At 49.7% G+C, this 17,834-nt stretch carries 16 protein-coding genes and 1 riboswitch; of the genes, 1 reads left to right on the forward strand and 15 read right to left on the reverse strand.

The window, feature by feature from the left end; genetic code table 11:
- Positions 1 to 386: 386 nt before the first annotated feature.
- Positions 387 to 869, reverse strand: coding sequence for a YcxB family protein (locus NFHSH190041_RS04470; protein WP_261924099.1), 483 nt, complete (start codon positions 867 to 869; stop codon positions 387 to 389).
- Positions 870 to 1,008: 139 nt separating this feature from the next.
- On the opposite strand from NFHSH190041_RS04470, the gene NFHSH190041_RS04475 reads away from it, so the two are divergent.
- Positions 1,009 to 1,740, forward strand: a complete 732-nt coding sequence (locus NFHSH190041_RS04475; protein WP_261924100.1) for a pseudouridine synthase — start codon at positions 1,009 to 1,011, stop codon at positions 1,738 to 1,740.
- 178 nt (positions 1,741 to 1,918) lie between these two features.
- Here the strand turns inward: NFHSH190041_RS04475 and thiE are convergent, their stop codons facing one another.
- The 14 genes from thiE to NFHSH190041_RS04545 all read right to left on the reverse strand — a co-directional run bounded on the left by thiE (position 1,919) and on the right by NFHSH190041_RS04545 (position 17,376).
- Positions 1,919 to 2,572, reverse strand: a complete 654-nt coding sequence (gene thiE, locus NFHSH190041_RS04480; RefSeq protein WP_261924101.1) for a thiamine phosphate synthase — start codon at positions 2,570 to 2,572, stop codon at positions 1,919 to 1,921.
- Positions 2,569 to 3,516: a hydroxyethylthiazole kinase gene (gene thiM, locus NFHSH190041_RS04485; protein WP_261924102.1), complete on the reverse strand. Its 948-nt coding sequence runs from the start codon at positions 3,514 to 3,516 to the stop codon at positions 2,569 to 2,571. Before thiM ends, thiE begins: the two co-directional genes overlap by 4 nt.
- A complete protein-coding gene (locus tag NFHSH190041_RS04490) occupies positions 3,516 to 4,241 on the reverse strand; it encodes a TenA family protein (protein WP_315972967.1) in 726 nt (241 codons plus the stop codon). The genes thiM and NFHSH190041_RS04490 overlap by 1 nt, the downstream gene beginning before the upstream one ends.
- Complete coding sequence (locus NFHSH190041_RS04495; RefSeq protein WP_261924103.1) at positions 4,241 to 5,359, reverse strand: ABC transporter substrate-binding protein; 1,119 nt, start codon at positions 5,357 to 5,359, stop codon at positions 4,241 to 4,243. The genes NFHSH190041_RS04490 and NFHSH190041_RS04495 overlap by 1 nt, the downstream gene beginning before the upstream one ends.
- A 123-nt stretch (positions 5,360 to 5,482) precedes the next feature.
- On the reverse strand, positions 5,483 to 6,313 hold the full coding sequence (locus NFHSH190041_RS04500) for an ABC transporter permease (RefSeq protein ID WP_261924104.1): 831 nt from the start codon (positions 6,311 to 6,313) through the stop codon (positions 5,483 to 5,485).
- Positions 6,306 to 7,064 (reverse strand): ABC transporter ATP-binding protein, encoded by a 759-nt coding sequence (locus NFHSH190041_RS04505; RefSeq protein WP_261924105.1) that lies wholly within the window; start codon positions 7,062 to 7,064, stop codon positions 6,306 to 6,308. The genes NFHSH190041_RS04500 and NFHSH190041_RS04505 overlap by 8 nt, the downstream gene beginning before the upstream one ends.
- The gene (thiD, locus tag NFHSH190041_RS04510; RefSeq protein ID WP_261924106.1) at positions 7,061 to 7,885 is read right to left on the reverse strand and encodes a bifunctional hydroxymethylpyrimidine kinase/phosphomethylpyrimidine kinase; all 825 of its coding nucleotides are present in this window, start codon (positions 7,883 to 7,885) and stop codon (positions 7,061 to 7,063) included. The genes NFHSH190041_RS04505 and thiD overlap by 4 nt, the downstream gene beginning before the upstream one ends.
- Positions 7,886 to 7,931: 46 nt before the next feature.
- Positions 7,932 to 8,029, reverse strand: a riboswitch (TPP riboswitch).
- 304 nt (positions 8,030 to 8,333) lie between these two features.
- Positions 8,334 to 9,887 carry an MFS transporter gene (locus tag NFHSH190041_RS04515; RefSeq protein ID WP_261924107.1) on the reverse strand — a complete coding sequence of 518 codons (1,554 nt, stop codon included), beginning with the start codon at positions 9,885 to 9,887 and terminating at the stop codon, positions 8,334 to 8,336.
- A gap of 236 nt (positions 9,888 to 10,123) precedes the next feature.
- Entirely contained in the window at positions 10,124 to 12,061 is a 1,938-nt protein-coding gene (locus tag NFHSH190041_RS04520; RefSeq protein ID WP_261925038.1) for a BCCT family transporter, read from the reverse strand.
- A 244-nt stretch (positions 12,062 to 12,305) separates the two neighbouring features.
- Positions 12,306 to 12,860 carry a YbhB/YbcL family Raf kinase inhibitor-like protein gene (locus NFHSH190041_RS04525; RefSeq protein WP_261924108.1) on the reverse strand — a complete coding sequence of 185 codons (555 nt, stop codon included), beginning with the start codon at positions 12,858 to 12,860 and terminating at the stop codon, positions 12,306 to 12,308.
- A gap of 66 nt (positions 12,861 to 12,926) precedes the next feature.
- Positions 12,927 to 13,262, reverse strand: a complete 336-nt coding sequence (locus NFHSH190041_RS04530) for a hypothetical protein (protein WP_261924109.1) — start codon at positions 13,260 to 13,262, stop codon at positions 12,927 to 12,929.
- Between the two features lie 115 nt (positions 13,263 to 13,377).
- Entirely contained in the window at positions 13,378 to 14,139 is a 762-nt protein-coding gene (locus NFHSH190041_RS04535; protein ID WP_261922116.1) for an IS5 family transposase, read from the reverse strand.
- A gap of 192 nt (positions 14,140 to 14,331) precedes the next feature.
- On the reverse strand, positions 14,332 to 15,726 hold the full coding sequence (locus NFHSH190041_RS04540) for a cytochrome-c peroxidase (RefSeq protein ID WP_261924110.1): 1,395 nt from the start codon (positions 15,724 to 15,726) through the stop codon (positions 14,332 to 14,334).
- Between the two features lie 348 nt (positions 15,727 to 16,074).
- Positions 16,075 to 17,376 carry an NAD(P)/FAD-dependent oxidoreductase gene (locus NFHSH190041_RS04545; RefSeq protein WP_261924111.1) on the reverse strand — a complete coding sequence of 434 codons (1,302 nt, stop codon included), beginning with the start codon at positions 17,374 to 17,376 and terminating at the stop codon, positions 16,075 to 16,077.
- Positions 17,377 to 17,834: the final 458 nt, after the last annotated feature.

Below are 17,834 nucleotides of genomic sequence, written 5' to 3' on the forward strand. Positions count from 1 at the left end.
AAAAGAATTTTTACGGACTTACTAACACTGGTGCGTGGGTTTTATGCAAAAATAGCACTGAATTAATATTTGTGTGTTGAGATGGGTATAAATGGAGTTTTTCTTGCCGGTATTGCGGCTGTTACAAGCCGATAAGCTTGATTTGCATACCCTGGCTCGATACCTGTCAGAGACAGCCGTGAAAGGCATTTAATTTACAAGTTTTGGTCCTGGTTAATTAACGCTTCACCACAGACCGCCGGCCGATGCCCCCCAGCGTCGGCTTTTTTATACCAGGCAGCCGTTGTTACTCAAGTTACTATCACTAAGATGCTACTCATCAAGATATTAACGTTGAGGAGTCAACGGCTGTCGATGCTTACCCACTGCTGCATAAGGTGACATTATTATTTTGGCTGTTGCGTCTTAGCTGAAATAAATTCATCCGCAGCGGGTGATAAGATGCGTCGGGAAATATAGCTACGCCCCTTACCTATGTGCAGTAGGTAGCCTTGGTCAGTCCGGCTGATATGATCAACTTGTTGCCAGGGAATCGTTTGGTTGACAAAAGCCGAGTGGATGCGCACGCCGTCGTTATCCATATCAAAATTTACTTCATGATTGGCGGCTTTACTCATCATTTGCCGCCATAGCCACCAAGGGCGGCGGAATTTTACGCTTAAGCCTTCAATGATGCCCAATCCTAAAAACAGATAGCCAATCAAGGCATCAGTCGGCAGTGCCTGCAGCGCAAAACCAATGACAACAAAACCGATAGCTTTCAGATAGGGTTTCCAGCCTTGATTTGGGGTAACCGATTGATCGAAACATTCTTCGTAATGGGAGCGGTCCAGCACAAAGGTGGTCTGGAATTGAAACACGTCACTCATATGGCAATACCGGGACAATTTTTTGGCAGTATATCGACTCCCGGGGGAAATAGGGAGCAGTGGCTGAGCCTTACGCTTGGTTTCATGTCCGCGCGTCGGGATAATACGACTGATACAAAATAGTGATGACGGGGATAAGGTGGAAACAAAACGCTCAAGGTTGGATAGATTGCTGGCAAAGACGCTGCAGATCCCTCGTAAACAGGTACGTCAGCTGCTATTGAGCGGCAGGGTGATGCTGGATGGCATACCCGCCAAGGATATGGATGTGCTGGTGGATGAGTTCAGCCAATTGACCTTTGATGGTGTTGCGCTGCGTGATGATGCGCCACGCTATGTGATGGTTAACAAACCCATCGGCGTTGTCTGTGCCACTAAAGATGATATTCATCCCACAGTGCTTGAGTTACTGCCCCAGGCTGAACGAGAGGGGCTACACATTGTGGGGCGGTTAGATCTTAATACGTCAGGCTTGGTGCTGCTGACCAATGACAGTCGTTGGTCCCGGGCATTAATGTTGCCTCAGGCCCATGTACCTAAAGAGTATTTAGTGACCTTAGCCAATCCATTGGATACAGATTATGCCCCGGCTTTTGCGAGCGGGTTTTATTTTCAATTTGAGGATATCACTACCGCGCCAGCACAGTTGGATATCCTCAGTGAGCGCCAGGCCAGAGTTGTGTTGACGGAGGGGAAATATCACCAAATTAAGCGCATGTTTGGCCGTTTTCGCAATCCGGTAATGGCATTACATCGCAGCCGGATTGGCGCTCTGCCATTAGATTCAGCGCTATCCAGTGGTCAATGGCGTCATTTGACCCCAGAAGAAGTGCAGTTGGCGTTGGGGATGGACGCTTCCTCACCTAAGTAAGGTGTGCTGGAGCGTTAAGCAGATTTTTTTGTGATATCAATGCCCTGAGGCGCTTTTGCTACATTGATATCACAGCTGCTTTGTTATCACCTTTGCACTGATTTGTGCTCAGTGCTTACATGATTCGCTTACCTACCTCACTTACATGATGTCAGTACTGTCAGCATGCTTGTTTTTATCAGCTAGTCGCACTGGATTGTATCTGTGCCAGCAGTGCAGCGGCGGCCTGTCGCGGGTTGACGGCATGGCAGATAGCAGACACCAATGCGATACCGGCGCAGCCGCAGGCAGCGACTACAGCAATATTGTCAGATTGAATGCCACCTATGGCAACCAGAGGCAGACGGGATTGGCTGACAGCATCTCGCAGGCCACTTAGGTGCCAGATATGCCGGGTATCGGTTTTGGTCGCACTGGCAAACACTGTGCTGATCCCCAGATAATCCAGTGGCAGAGCTTGGGCTGTGGCCAGCTGCGCCGGGCTTTCGACCGTTAGCCCAAGTATTTTATCCGGCCCCAGTAAGTTCCTCGCCATTGGCGCTGGCATATCCGATTGTCCTAAATGCAGGCCATCAGCGTTCACAGCCAGGGCGACATCCAGCCTGTCATTGATGATAAGTGGCACACCTGTGCCATGCAGTATCTTTTTTGCCAGCGCCGCCCGCGCAATAAAGGCGCGGATATCACCGTGTTTTTCCCGAATTTGCACCATGGTCACGCCGCCACTGACAGCCTGCTCAATGACCTTGGCTAATATGGCGTTATCTTGGTGTTCATCTGTGACAAGATATAGCTGGTAAGGGTTGTGACTGATGTTGTTAGCCGGGTTCATTGTGATGCTCCTGTGATAGCAGTTGTGATGCTCAGGCTATCGAGTGACAATTGCTGCAGCTTCAGCCGAGCCAGCATATCCGCAGGACTTAACTGATATAGGGTATCGAGCAAGCGTTGCTGAAAAGTTCCGGGCCCTGGGCAGTTTGTTCCTGCTAACTCACCGGCCACGCCCATAATTGCTGCGGCTGTTAACGCCGGACAAAGGCGGTGACTGTTATTTGTGTGATTGGCACTGAACGCGGCAAATGCGCCGGTCAGCGCACTGAGGGTGCAGCCCATACCTGTCACACTGGGCATAATGGCATCACCATTGCTGAGGCTAAAACATTGCGGGCCAATAATATAATCAGTCTCGCCTGAGATGGTGATAGTGCAGCCATAATGCGTCCTGAGGGTTAGGGCAGCATCTAGTGCGGCATCACTGCGATGGCAGCTGTCGACCCCTTTGCTACTGATCAAGGGGGGTCTCTGCGTCAGTTGGCTGGCTAAGGCGATAATCTCTGAATTATTAGCGCGGATAATAAAATCTTCTCCCAGTGGCGCGGCAATGTCACACAGGGTTATTGCGGCCTGAGTGCGTAAGTCACTGGCACCACAGCCGACAGGGTCCAGCACTAAGGGGCGATGTTTAGCCACTGCTTGCCTAGCGGCAAATATCATGCGTTCCAGCCAGAGTTGGTCCAAGGTGCCGATATTGATCACCAAGGCGCCACAGATAGCTAATAACTGACTCATCTCCCGGCGACTGTGGGCCATAATCGGGCTGGCTCCCAGAGCCAGCAGGGCATTGGCCGTATTGTTCATCACCACATAATTGGTGATATTCACCACCAATGGTTTTAGCGCGCGTAGCTGCAATAGCTGCTGGCCGATATCGTTAGCTATGTCAGATACATGTCCTTGAGTGTCACCATCAGGTTGAGATGTCTTTACGGTATCCATTACGCCGACTCCTGGGGTTTGTTATCTGGACGGGGATAGGTAGAAGGGGGAAGCTGCGTTAGTTGCTTAGCAGCATCCAGGCTCTGTTGCCAAAAGGCGGCTTCCATCCGGGTGGCGGTATGGAAAATGCGGCAGAGACTTTGGCCGCGCTCACTGTGCAGTGGTACATCGCTTAGGTAGCTATCTAGCAAGACTTTGCTTTGGCGAACATCCTGTTGAAAGGTTGCACCACAGTAGATATCTAACCAGTCCTGATAAGGGTGATCTCCGGATGTGGACTGCTCATGTAATGCCTGCCCGATTTCGCCATACCCTAGCCCACATGGCGCTTGCGCGACCATCAGTGCTAAACGATCGGCGGCCATGCCGGTATCAAGTACAAATCGGGTATAGGCAATAGTTCCCGGTGCTTCGCGCAATTGTTCTATCTGTTGCTGGGTCAGGCCTTGGGCGCGGCAGTAAGCCAAATGGTGGGCGATTTCTTGCTCTATCAGTCCACGCAGAGAAGGCAGGGCTTCCTGCATCTGTGCCAAGCTGGTGGACTTGTAGATCTGCAGGGCATAGGCGCGGGCATAGTGGAGTAAAAATAGATAATCCTGCTGTAAATAATCTAGATAAGCCTTAGTTGGTAGAGTGCCGTTACCAAGCTGGCAGATAAATTCATGTTGGGTATAAGCGGCCCAGTCATTGCCACAGGCTGTGATCAGATCCTGACTATTCATCATTACTGCTCCTGCAAAATATAATCATGGGCAGCAGGAACCTGGCTAATAATGCCGTGTTTGGCCATAAAGCGGGCGTAGTCGTTATAACGGGCCAGCGATACCGCGCCAGGCCGACGGGCAAAATGGCTTAAGGTATCTTGCCAGGCTTTATGGTTTAGCTCGGTATTGAGCGTATCTGGGGCATAACTTTGAAATAGCTGCCAGGCTTTTTCTGGATGATTGATGATAAATACCGTAGCTTGTTCCAAAGCTCGGTTAAAGCTGGCAATAACACTGGCAGGAAGCCCAGGTTTTTTGCCAACAAAAATCAGTTCTGAAAATGGGGGAATACCGTGCTCTTCAGGGTAAAAGGCATGGGCTGGATAGCCCTCTAATCGCAGTTGGTTTAACTCAAAGTTACGTTGGCCGCCCCAGATTGCATCCACCCTGCCCGAGGCCAGCGCTGCAGACAAGGCCCAGCCGACATTAACCGTTTTGACACTGCCGGGTGTCACGCCCGCACTTTGCAACATGGTATCGATACTGGCCTGCTCGTTACCGCTAATTGATACGCCGATGGTTTTGCCTGCCAGTTGAGACAAAGAGGTGATATTGGATTTATCCAGTACAATCAGCGCATTGAGTGGCGTTGAAATCAAGGTGCCGACCTGTTGCAATGGCAGGTGCTGAGCGGCGGCTTCAATCAAGGTGTTGGGATAACTAACCGCCAGATCCACTTTCCCGGCTGCCACCAGTTTATCTGGCACTGAGGGATCGGCCGGCTCACTGATATTGACTTTTAACCCCTGTTTGGCAAACAGTCCCAGTTGCTGGGCAATAATGATTGGGCCATGGTTAGGATTAATAAACCAGTCCAGCATTAGGCTGATAGGTTTGAGTTGCGTTGCTGTGCCTTGCTCATTAGCAGCCGTTGTTGGGGCTGTCTGGGAGGCTGCCAGCGCTGAGAGTGGTTGGAGGCTGCACAGTGACAGCGCCAGCAAGAGTGCTCGCCAATGGCGGTGATGCAGTTGTTGGCATTGTTGCGTCAAGGTGGTGACTAACCGAATAATGGCATGTGCGATCACTCTGTTGCTGAGAATAGCGCTGTTGGCGAAAAAGACACTGGGAGGATTATTCATTGTTTTTATCTCTACTGTTTTCCGTACTTTTATCTGTCGTTTTATCTGTATAAGTAAGCTTGTTATTGAGTATGGCCAAAGGCGGTTATCCGGCTCGCGTAGCTTGTTTTGTAACTCGAACAGTTATTTATCCGCCCAAGGGATCAAGCGGCGCAATAACAAGTCACTGCCGAAGTACAGCAGCACTGAGCACAGCGCTAAGATCACCAGTGCGGCAAACATTTCACTGACCTGCATTCTGGCGTTGGCTTGGAGCATCAGATACCCCAGCCCTTCACTGGAGCCGACCCATTCACCTGTAACAGCTCCGATAGGGGCGATAACCATGGCAATACGCACGCCAGAGGCCAGTGCTGGTAATGCTGCGGGCAGGCGAATATGCCATAACATCTGCCAGCGACTGGCGCCTAAAGTACGGGCCAGATCGACAAACCCTGTGGGGGTTTGGCGCAGGCCGTCATAGCAACAGGTGGTGACCGGGAAAAAGATGATAAGTGCCGTCATGACTACCTTGGAGGTCATGCCATAGCCCAGCCACAGCATCAAAAGTGGTGCGATAGCAAAAACCGGAATGGCCTGACTGGTGATTAATAGCGGCAGTAGCCAGCGGCGCAGCGGATTAAACAGTAGCATTTGTAGCGCAAAAACCAGCCCCATCAGCAGTCCGAGTATGACCCCGAATAACATCTCTAACCCGGTGATTTGGGTGTGGTGCCACAGTACCGCGGCGCGCAGCAGCAACTGACGGCCAACGTCTAACGGTCCGGGCAGAATAAAGGCCGGGAGTTTGAACAGCCATACGATGCCCTGCCATAGCAGCAGTAATATAACCACACTGATCACTGCCCGCCCTAAAGCGGCGAGGGGCAATTTACTCCGGCGCTTGCTGTCGGCTCCCACAGCGGTTTTGGCCGCGTTTGTCCCTTGAACCGGGTAACGTAAGGTGTCAGTCATGGGCCTGCTCCAACTGGGTGAGTAGTTGCTGTTGCAAGTTAGCTAGCGCAGCATCGAGCGGCCGAGGTGTCGCTGTGTTCGGCAGTGTGATGGGCGTCATTGTTGCCGGTCGTCCTGCCATCAGATACAAGTCATCTGCTAAGCGCAGTGCCTCTTGGGGATCATGGGTGATAAAGAGTACGGTTTTGCCCCGCAGCAGCGTTGCCGCTAATGCCTGCAGCTGGTGGCGGGTTACGGCATCCAGTGCGGAAAAGGGCTCATCCATCAGTACCACATCGCGATTTTGCAGCAGAGTGCGGACCAAGGCGACCCGTTGGCGCATTCCGCCGGAGAGCGCAGATGGTCTGGCATCGAGCACTTGGCCTAAGCCAACTTGTTGTAACAGCGCGGTGGCGCGTAGATATAACTGCTGAGTAGCTGCTTTATCACTTGGCTGAAACCGGCTGATAAGACAGGCATTATCCAGCACGCTAAGCCAGGGCAGCAGTAAATCCTGCTGCGCCATATAGGCGACCGGGCCGCATTGTGGCAGGCTGCCGCTGATAACTGGATGAGCGGCCGAGTCCGTTGTGCTGCTATCCAGTAAGCCAGCCAACAGGCGCAGTAAGGTCGTTTTACCACAGCCACTTTGCCCGACGATGGTGGTCCAGCAGCCTGCACGCAATTGAAAATTGAAGTTTTCCAGTAGCGCGGTGGCCTGCCCGGGAAACCGCAGTGTCAGATGGTCAAAAACAATCTCTGAACGGCTCATTGGCAGGTATCCTGGCGAAAGAAGTGATTTACTGGGCCGTGACCGGTACCAATCTGCAATTTGTCAGCAGCTTGAAGTGCGCCGGTGAGATAGTGTTTGGCGCTGGCGACAGCTGTCGTCATGGTTTGCCCTTGGGCCAAGAAAGACGCGATAGCCGCAGATAGGGTGCAGCCGGTGCCGTGGGTATTACGGGTGTTGATGCGCTGAGCTTCAAAGCATTGGATCTGCTGTGGCCCAATCAGCCAATCACAGCTTTGCTGACTGCTGGTGAGGTGACCGCCTTTAAGCAGTATATGGCCACAGTGCTGATCACCACAGTACTGCTGTAAGCGAAGGATAAATGTTTGCAGCTCCGCGTCTGTGCTGGGTTCATTGCCGCCCAGAATCGCAGCGGCTTCTGGCAGGTTAGGGGTAATGATATCGGCCAGAGGCAAGAGTTGCTGCTTGAGGGAATCAATTGCATCGGCAGCCAATAGGTGATCGCCACTGGTGGCTACCATCACGGGGTCAAGGACAATATGGGCTGGCTGATATTGGTGCAATTTGGCTGCAACCGTTGCGATCACATCTTTATCCGCCAGCATACCGATTTTTACGGCGATAACAGCTAGATCGCCAAAGATACTGTCAAGTTGGCGGCCGACAAAGTCAGCTGGCACGGGCATTACGGCATCAACGCCGCGGGTATTTTGTGCTGTGAGTGCCGTGATCACTGAGCAGGCGTAACCCCCTGTCGCAGAAATGGCTTTTATATCGGCTTGAATACCGGCACCACCACCACTGTCTGAGCCAGCAATGGTCAAGGTAATTGATGTAGTCAAAAAAGTGCTCCCATAAAATGGGCGCAGGGAGAAACAGGATGGAGGGACTCCAGGATGCTTAGTTCCCTACGCCAGTGTTAACTGGATCAGGTTCAACGGGTCCCGTAGTTACGGTCTCAGCCTAAGGCTCCCCGACTAAATCACATCAAACTGATGTGGCGGATACACCTTACTCCTGTGATCCATCTCAAGCAATATTTGCCGTCAGACAGTGGTGGTTTAACCAGCTGTCAAGTTCATCTGTAGCCTGAAAATGGGAGCTGTAACAGAAAACTCGCATAAAGAGATAAGCGTGGAGATGACTGCTGGAGTTTATGCTGGTGGCTTTGGTGCCCAAGAGTGCACTCTGAGCGCGATATGAGTGAAAAATGAAGGGCGAGTACAACTTGTTGAGGATAGCTGCCGGGCAGTATTGGCCGCCCGGCAAGATTTCAGTGGTGAGGGGGAATTATGCCGTTGCGGTTGAGGCCGGTGCTGCGCGCTGCAGAGTCAGCAGCCAGCGACCATAGAGGTAGATCCCAACTGCCGAAAGAGTGCCAATCGCGGCGATAATATACCAAGCCATGCCAATATCATGGGCTTGATAAAGGGTTTGAGTCAGCTGTTGGGCTGTTTGCCCGGTATAGCTGACCAAAGTCGTAAAGGCTTCGCCCTGAGGAATGGCCGCGACTTCTGTGGCGCTCATGCCCTCTTGCTCCAGCATTTGGCGGGAAAACTTCTCTTTCGAGGCATAAATTTCATATAACTTAGGGCCAAAATAGCCTTCTAGTCCCCAGCCTATGCCCTGGGGCAGCATCACAAAGCCCAGATACATGGCTTTTTTCCCCTCCGGGGCGATATTGCCCATAAACTCATTCTTTTTCGGTGAAATCATCATTTCCCCGAGGGAGAACATGGCAATTGCCAAGACCATCATCCAGGCGGCATTGGTGTAACCGATCAGCACAAAGGCAAGGATACTGAGCAGACACCCAGCTAACATCGCGGTGGTGATGCGGTATTTGGCCGTTAGCGCCGCAACCAGAAAACAACTGGTCATAATCATTCCGGCATTAAGGTTCAGCATGCCCTCTGGCATCACTTTAGTGCCGTCATTATTCAGCCCGAGCCAGAACTGTAAGATACCGTTGCTGGTGCCTTCTGGTCCAAACAAACTGGTGACAATCACACTGGTATCGACCCATTCGGCAATATGGATAGGTAACACATCAAACAGCGCATTAAACAGGAACCAGAAGCCGGAAAAGACCAGCATGTAATAGAGCACAATCGGCTTTTTCAGTTCATGCCAGGCATCTTTCCACAGGGTATCTTGCTGGATTTCTCCCGCTTTGATTTTTGCCGCACGGGCTAAGCGCTCATCTTTGCCCGGCTCTTTGTAGGCCAGCAAAAACAGGAAATTGAAGGAAATAATTGCAGCGCAGGCATAAAACACATTGTCCCATGACAACTGACGCATATGTACTGCAACCAACGGACCGAGAAAGCCGCCGATATTGACCACCTGATAGAATATCCCCCAGGCCATGGATGAGTTATCCCGCCTTGTTGCCAGCACTAAAGTGCCCTGAATACCGGGTTTAAAGATACCTGTGCCGGTTGCCAGTAACATGGCTCCCCAGAAAAAGCCCCAGAAACTGGGGAAAAAGGCCATACACAGATAACCGGCAATTTTGATAATGGTGGAGGCAAAAATGGTTTCTTTATAACCGACTCGATCTGAGATGCCGCCGGTAAAAACAGGCACAAATGTTTGTAGAATTGCCCAGCAAGAAATAATAATGCCGTAATCGGACAGGGTGATGCCTAAGCCGCCAGCGGACTCGGGCGCTTTGGCATAGAGTCCGGCACTGGCTTTAACACCGTAATAGGCGATACGCTCAACCAGTTCCATGCCGCCAACCAGCCAGAAGACATAACTAAAACTGGCGATGGAGGCCCACATCCCCAACTGTTTTACTTCGCGCAGATCATTTTCTGCACCGGGATTTTGCTTTGTCATAACCGTCCTTTGTTGTTGTTATTTTTCCGGGATGCCAACTGCAGTGGTGCAATCGGCGTATGCACTGTAACCGTTTGGGCATGAAAAACCAAAACGACCATGGTTAGATTTTGACCTTGATCAGGCGTTTGGCTGACTGACGGGATGGGACTGAAATAATCGGGAAATCATGAAAGTACGATGCCCGGCAGGGCTGTTATAGGCGCTGCCGGGCGTATGGATATTGACGGAATCTATCAGGAAGGTTTTACCTGATTGTCATTGATAACAAGTGCGTCGTTGTCAGCATCAGCCTCTTTTTCCCGCATTAAATCGTTAAACAGATAACGGGCTTCCTGCGCTTGTTCAGAGGCGGCCAGTTTACGTTCTTTGGCGGCAATGGCTTCGGCGGTCAGACGTTGCAGTTCCTCAATCATGTCATCTGGCGCATCACCCAGTTCAATCCCAGATTCACCCCGCGACAGTGCTTCTTTACGAATTTGTTTTTTCAGCGCCCAGATAGCGTTAAGGGCTTCTCGCTCTGCTTCTGCCGCTTCGATGGCGGTGTCACGGCGCTGTTCAAATTTTGCTAACGCTGTGCCTTCTCGGCTCCAAGGGTCCACTTCTGGCAAGTCTTCAATATTGATCACAGGGTCGATATAACCTTCCTGATGGGTCAGGTCGAGGTTAGCGGCTTTGACCCCGGAAATCATCAGCATTACGGCAATCACCAGTAGGGGTAAACCACCGACAATCGCGGCTGTCTGCAAGGTAGCCAGTCCCCCCATAAACATCAGCACTGAAGGCATAAAGGACAGGGCAAACGCCCAGAACAGCCGGTTCCACCGCAGCGGATCTTCTGTAACATTGTTTTGCACCACTGACGCCAGAATATAAGAAATGGAGTCAAAGGTGGTGGCGGTAAAGATCACGCATAACATGGTAAATACGGCGATAACGGCATAACTAAAGGGGAGTTGCTCTAGGATGGCAAAAATCGCGGTAGTAGGGCCTTTATCGGCCAGAATGCCGACCACATCCAGCTGACCGGATAATTGCAGTGACAAACCATAGTTACCAAGGATCATAAAGTAGAGGGCGCAGCCCAGTGAGCCGAAGAAAATCGAGCCGGTAACCATTTGCTTAATGGTGCGGCCGCGAGAAATTCTGGCGACAAATAGCCCCATGCTAGGGGCAAATACCAGCCACCAAGCCCAGTAAAAGATGGTCCAGTCCTGAGGGAAGTGGGTATCAGCAAAGGTGCCATAACCACCAAAGGGTTCTGCCCAAGTGGCCATAACAAAGAAGTTGGATAGCATGCGGCCGATGGAGTCTAAGCCAGTTTCTAACATAAAGATGGTGGGCCCGACGCAGAGGATAAAGGCCAGCAGGGCCAGTGCACTCCAGAAGTTAATATTGGACAGTACCTTAATGCCTTCATCCATGCCTTTATAGGATGAGTAGGCAAATAGCGCGGTACAGATCATCAATACGCCGATCTGAGTGGTGGTGGTGGAAGGAATACCGAACAGGTAGCTGATGCCTTCATTGATCAGCGGCGCAGCTAGCCCCAGTGTGGTAGCGGCCCCGCCAAGCAGACCGAAAATAAACAGTACATCGATAACTTTACCGGTTTTGCCATGGCTGCGAGCTTCACCGATAACCGGCATTAACGCGGCAGAGACTTTCAGTACCGGCTGTTTACGGACATAGAAGAAGTAAGCAATCGGCAGCGCCGGGATCAGATAAATTGACCAAGCGATAGGCCCCCAGTGGAAAATCCCGTAAGTGGCGGCCCAACGTACCGCCTCTTCACTGCCGGGCGCTAACTGGAAGGGGGGACTCATATAGTAGTAGGCCCATTCAATACAGCCCCAGTAGAGGATACTGGCACCAATGCCACCACAAAACAGCATGGCTGCCCAAGAGGCGGTGGCAAACTCTGGCTTTTCATCAGCATCGCCCAGTTTAATCTGGCCGATATCAGAAAAGACAATATAAATCATAAAGAAAAATGCACTGAGCCCCAAGGCAAGATAGGCAAAACCTAATTTATCCGTCATAAAGGCTTTAGCAACAGCAATCCAGTCTGCTCCCTCTGCTGGGAATAATGCTAAGGGAATAACGACTGCAAATAATAATCCCAAGGCGCCAAAAAAAGTTGGTTTATCTATTAATTCGAAGTGTTTTTTTATCATCGCTGCTTAATCCTATTCCACAGCTGGAAGGTTTTACTGTATAGGGAGAAAAGTTAGTGAGATGTCCTGTATACCGGAGATCTGTGACATAGTTAACTATTAAGAGGTATTTTTGTCGAATTAATTTTGCGCGTAACGAGTGGTTTGTGTGATGCGGGTCAAGTGGATGTAACAGTTTGTTTTGTTTGTGATTATTATGTTTGCAGCAACCATTGTGGCTGCTGCAAACCAGAGGCTAAGCTTAGCGAGCGTTAGTCGGTGCGGTGAGATCCGCTTTGGCTATCACATGTTGCAGAATATTATAGCCAGCCAGTGCTGGAGAGGCGTTGGCAGGTAATTTTATATCAGCAGTATTGAGTGCATACAGGGTGATTTTATATTGGTGTGGTTGAGCATGTGGTGGTGGGCAGGCACCGCCGAAGCCTTTAAAGCCAAAGTCATTGGTGACCATGGATGCACCTTTAGGCAAGTTTTTACCCCCAGTCACCCCGGCATTGGCTGCTAAATGACGGGCATTGGCTGGAATATTCACCACAACCCAGTGCCACCATCCGCTGCCGGTTGGTGCATCAGGATCATACATGGTCAGGGCGAAACTCTTGGTGCCTTGTGGTACATCACTCCATTTCAGTTCCGGTGAGACGTTTTGGCCGGTACAACCCCATTGGTTAAAAATCTGTTGATTTTCAAATGTTTTACCATTGGTAACTGTATTGCTATTTAGTGTCATCGCTTGACTAGCAAAGGCGGGTACCGTCAGCAGCAGGGCTGCTGCTAATGTTGTGAGTTTTTTCATGGCTCCTCTCTGAATATCATGTGATAAAAAAACAAGGCCACACAGGATGGCCGGGGAAAAATCAGATTATTTTTGCACTGGTAATTGCACTGGCCCTAAGCCAATGCGACATTTGGCAAAGCCTTGTTGCCAGCCATTGAGATAGTCGGTTTTACTGCCGGGGACTTTAGGCGCATCCACCCAACCTGTTTCGGGCGTTCCCTGATTCTGAAATGCGGCTTTACAGCCCATGGCTTGGCCATAGGTGCTCATATCCGGGTAGGTGGGTTGGGCATTGGCTGTGGTGGATACTTGTGGCAGCGGCGCTACAGGTGCGCTGGCAGTTGCCTGAGGGGCTGATTGACAGGCGCTGAGTAATAACGAGGCAGCCAGTGTCATACCGGCAAGAGGGATCAGTTTCATAGTCGCATCCAAACGGCGTATTTTTTTCTAGTGTAACGCCACTTTTGCGATAGAGATCAAAGATGAAAGGGATTTAATTGCTAGGGTCTGTTGACGTTTGCTGTTCATTTCTCACTCAGCAATACATCGGTAGCCACATAAGCATGAATGCCAGCGATACCATACTGGCATAATTCCGTTCCAACTTATCATAACGGCTTGAAATAGCACGATAATGCTTAATCCTAGCAAAGGCATTTTCCACCAAATGACGATACCTATATAAGCACCAATCCATTGTATCCTTACCAATATCTTGCCCGTAATTACGCCTAGCTATCACAGTTTTTCCTCCTTTGCGTTGAACAAAAACGCGGAAAGATTCACTGTCATATCCTTTATCGCATACAATAGTATCTATCTCCCCCAGTTGTTCTACGAGACTTTCTGCAAGAACAATGTCATTTCGCTGACCTTCTGATAAATCAAAACAAATGGGCAAACCTCCGCTATCGACAGCTAAGTGGATTTTTGTTGTATTCCCACCTCTGCTTTTACCTATTTGCTCAGAGAAATTTGTAGCAGCGCCTGTGCTGTGCTGATGTGCACGAATAATTGAGCCATCGAGGAACACCCATTCGAAGTCTGCCATTTTTGCTAACTGACTGAAAAGATGATTTAAAATACCTTTTTTAGACCAAAGGTTAAATCGTCTATATACTGAGCTCCATTCACCAAATCCCGGAGGTAAATCTCGCCAAGGGATCCCCGTTCTCATACGGAAAAGTATCCCTTCAAAGGTCATTCTATGTTCAGATTTATTGTAGATACGACCAGTACTTTTCATTATCTGTAGTAGCAGTTCCCATCTTATGTCAGTTAATATTGTTCTCGGCATGCTTTGGGGTTGTGGTTTGTTTTTGGCGAAAGAGATTATAACCCCTCTGCATGTTGCTCAAAAATCATCCTCGAAACGTCAACACGCCCTAGAAAAGCCCATACAACTCTTTCTAAATGTGATAACTGTCAGACCCTGATGGATGGTGATGATTTCAGCCAGACTGATACAGATCAGTCTGGCTTAGTTGATTTATAGCTGTTTACCCTGATATTGGCCGGTTAAGGTTTTCAGGAAAGCGGTGATATCAGCCACCTCGGTTGGTGTCAGGTTGACGCCTGACTGGTATTTTCCCATCTGTACGACGGCTTGATCTAGGGTTTTGGCACTGGCATCGTGGAAATATGGCTCAGTCAGTGCAACGTTACGCAGTGTTGGCACTTTGAATCTGTGCATATCTGCAGCGTTACCTGACACATTGAAACGGCCGTTATCCACTTGGGTTAGTTCAGTACGGGTAGCAAAATAGTCACCGTCAACCCCCATGATTTCAAAGGATTGCCCACCCATTGCCTGACCACTGTGGCAGGTATCACAGTGGTACTCTTTAAACAGAGCAAATCCGTGTTTTTCCTGCGCAGTCATGGCACTATCATCCCCTTTCAAATACAGGTCAAATCGGCTATTAGGGGTGGTCAGGGTCTTTTCAAACTCAGCAATGGCGTCAGTAATATTGTTGGCGGTAATGCCGTCCGGGTAGATATGGGCAAACGCATTGACCATAGTCCGGTCTGACTGCAGTTTATCTATAATCTGCTGCCAGTTATCACTGCCCATTTCTTTGGGGTTCATCGGTGGGCCACCGGCCTGGGCTTGCAGATCGGCAGCACGTCCATCCCAGAACTGATGAATATTAAATACTGCGTTGTATACGGTTGGGGCGTTAATTGGCCCTTTGTGACCGTGGATACCGGTAGAGGTGACCAAGTGATCAACCCCGCCGGTGTTCAGCCCGTGACAGGTCGAACAAGCTACGGTGTTGTCACCTGACAGTCGGGTGTCGTGATAGAGGACTTCGCCCAACTTGGCTTTAGCCGGATTGACGTGAAATACCGTCTGGATTGGCTGTACAAACTCATTTCTGTGAGCTGGAGCGGCGGCAGGGTTTGGGTAATGCTGCTCGCGGCTTTGTTTAATCCAACTTTGCATGATCTGCTGTTCCTGATCAGACAGGCTAGAGCGCCAGTGCAGAGCGGTAAAACGGTGTGGCGGCATGGAACCATCGCTAATCACTGCCTGCAGTTTTGCCAATGCGGTGATAGAAACGGGTTGATTATCGGCCATATCAGCCAATACTGGTTTTAAATCAAAGTGCTTCAGACCCAGTTTAACATCCAGCTCCATTAGCTGATGTACCCCGGGGACCGCGGCATAAAAAGGCATTGGCGTACCAGCACTGTGACAATACTGACAGCCATTGTCTGTCATTACCCGGTAAGCCTGTTTAGCCAGTGTTGAACCGTTGAATTGTTGCGGCATCTGTTCGGCGTGCAGATCGCGATCGAAATTATCAACCAGCGCCACAGTGCCTAAATACCCTGCGACCATGATAGCTGCGACCGAGAGTGCGACTTTTTTCTTGTTCACATATCCCCCTATTTTTTGCTGCAGTTTTGTACTGCGGTTTATGGCGGCGGACAATACGGACTTGTTAGGGGGGATTCAAAGGGGAAAAATCGCATCTAGCGATAGAGAAAACCGATAAAACAAAGGTAAAACAATTATATTTTTACCTGAACAAACAGTTAGGAAAAGTTTGTTGTGAAAATGTGTGAATTAACAGAAAAGTAATCTGCATATTTATTGTTATAGATCAATATATTCCAGATATAACACAGCACCTAAATAGGTGCTGTGGATCACATTTTTTACCTGGTGCCTCTGAGTTTCACCAAAGGCGGCAAGTCAGATTAAACAGCTCTGCTGATGGAGGTATTAATGCAGTTTCATTCTCGGTCTAACCACTTTCAGCAGTCGCTCGGCAATAAAGAGCGCAACGGTGCGACCCAGGCCATGAATGGCCATCTGATGCATCCGGTAGAGGGAGATATACATCAGGCGGGCGATCTTACCTTCAATAAACATGCTGTTTTTGCTCAGATTTCCCATCAGGCTACCTAAGGTGCTGTAACGGGACAGGTTAACCAGAGAGCCTTTATCATGGTAACGGTAGGCTGTTAGCGGTTTTCCGGCTAAATCAGCTGGCAGGTTACGCCCAAGTAGATTCGCCATTTGGTGAGCTGCTTGAGCACGGGGAGGTACCCAGCTGCCGTCTTCTTGTAAGAAGCCACAACAGTCGCCCAATACATAAATGTCGGGTTGATCTTTGCAACGTAACTGGGCGTCGACAATAACCTGATTAGCGCGGTTCAGTTCAATGCCTTTGATATGTTTGAGGTAATCCGGTGCTTTCACCCCAGCGGCCCATAGCATCATATCCGCTTTAATTTCTTTACCATCACTGGTGATAAACCCTTCTGCGGTAGCTTGGTTGATACGGGTATTTTCCATCACATCGACACCCAGCAGACTCAATTCCCGTCTAGCTGATGCGGCGAGTTTTTCAGGCAGGGCAGGCAAGATCCTTGGGCCGGCTTCAATCAGGGCAATTTTCAGTTTGTCACTGGTCATTTTACCCAGACCATAGCCTTTAAGCAGCTCAGCGACATGGTAAAGCTCTGCTGACAGTTCCACACCGGTTGCCCCTGCGCCGACAATCGCAATATGCAGACTATCTTTTTCATCAGATTGGTGCAGACGGGTGAAATTATCGAGTAGTTCCAGATGAAACTCTTGTGCTTGTGGGTGGGTATCCAAGAAGTGGCAGAACTCTTTTACCCCTGGGGTACCAAAGTCGTTGGTCACCGCGCCGACAGCCAGTACCAAACGGTCATACCCCAGCTTCTGCTCAGCACTTAGCAGGCGACCTTCGATATCATAACGGGGTGCCAGGGTGATGGTATGAGCCTCAGCATCTAAATCACAAAACTCACCTAATACAAATTGATAGCCGTGTTTCATGGCATGGGCGGAGTAGACAACACCATCGAGATCACAGTCTAGTGAGCCAGTGGCAACTTCATGTAACAGGGGTTTCCAGATATGGCTGCGGGACTTATCGACCAAGACAATTTCAGCTTTGCCTTTTTTGCCCAATTTATTACCAAGCTGCGCTGCCAGTTCCAGACCACCTGCGCCACCGCCAACAATTACAATCCGGGGTTTATGTGTTGTCATACTGCGGTTACTCCGCCTTGCTGCTAACTTTCTATAGCGTTAATACTGCCCCTAAATGTGAATTATGTCACGTCAATAATGCTGTATAAGGCGTTAATTTGATTAAAAATGGTTCATTGTCATGGCGAATGTTGAAATATCATGCTAGGCGGTATTTATTTTAATCAATCTTATGTGTTTGATAGGTGATTTACCGCATTTCACTTTGATGCTTGCAGTGATATTTGTCACGTTTTTGTGGGTGTTAGGGCTAAATCAATTCACAAAATTAACTTTTGTCCAGCTATCTGACCATCTTGTGCTCATATTAGGTTTTCGTTTTAGCGCCGGAATTGATTACCCCATTGGTAAGAGGCCATTGAAGACTGAGTGTGATTCGGGGGCATGCTGTTGGCATTAACTGGCATCTGTGTATGGCACTTGTGGCTTGCACTGAGGTCGGTGCTAATGATGGGCAA

It is taken from the genome of Shewanella sp. NFH-SH190041, from assembly GCF_024363255.1.
Lineage (GTDB): Bacteria > Pseudomonadota > Gammaproteobacteria > Enterobacterales > Shewanellaceae > Shewanella.

Bases quoted from the DNA above. Each gene is read 5' to 3' on its own strand.
- NFHSH190041_RS04470 (WP_261924099.1), bottom strand. From the start codon at position 869: ATGAGTGACGTGTTTCAATTCCAGACCACCTTTGTGCTGGACCGCTCC.
- thiE (WP_261924101.1), bottom strand. From the start codon at position 2,572: ATGAACCCGGCTAACAACATCAGTCACAACCCTTACCAGCTATATCTT.
- thiM (WP_261924102.1), bottom strand. From the start codon at position 3,516: ATGGATACCGTAAAGACATCTCAACCTGATGGTGACACTCAAGGACAT.
- NFHSH190041_RS04490 (WP_315972967.1), bottom strand. From the start codon at position 4,241: ATGATGAATAGTCAGGATCTGATCACAGCCTGTGGCAATGACTGGGCC.
- NFHSH190041_RS04495 (WP_261924103.1), bottom strand. From the start codon at position 5,359: ATGAATAATCCTCCCAGTGTCTTTTTCGCCAACAGCGCTATTCTCAGC.
- NFHSH190041_RS04500 (WP_261924104.1), bottom strand. From the start codon at position 6,313: ATGACTGACACCTTACGTTACCCGGTTCAAGGGACAAACGCGGCCAAA.
- NFHSH190041_RS04505 (WP_261924105.1), bottom strand. From the start codon at position 7,064: ATGAGCCGTTCAGAGATTGTTTTTGACCATCTGACACTGCGGTTTCCC.
- NFHSH190041_RS04515 (WP_261924107.1), bottom strand. From the start codon at position 9,887: ATGACAAAGCAAAATCCCGGTGCAGAAAATGATCTGCGCGAAGTAAAA.
- NFHSH190041_RS04525 (WP_261924108.1), bottom strand. From the start codon at position 12,860: ATGAAAAAACTCACAACATTAGCAGCAGCCCTGCTGCTGACGGTACCC.
- NFHSH190041_RS04530 (WP_261924109.1), bottom strand. From the start codon at position 13,262: ATGAAACTGATCCCTCTTGCCGGTATGACACTGGCTGCCTCGTTATTA.
- NFHSH190041_RS04535 (WP_261922116.1), bottom strand. From the start codon at position 14,139: ATGCCGAGAACAATATTAACTGACATAAGATGGGAACTGCTACTACAG.
- NFHSH190041_RS04545 (WP_261924111.1), bottom strand. From the start codon at position 17,376: ATGACAACACATAAACCCCGGATTGTAATTGTTGGCGGTGGCGCAGGT.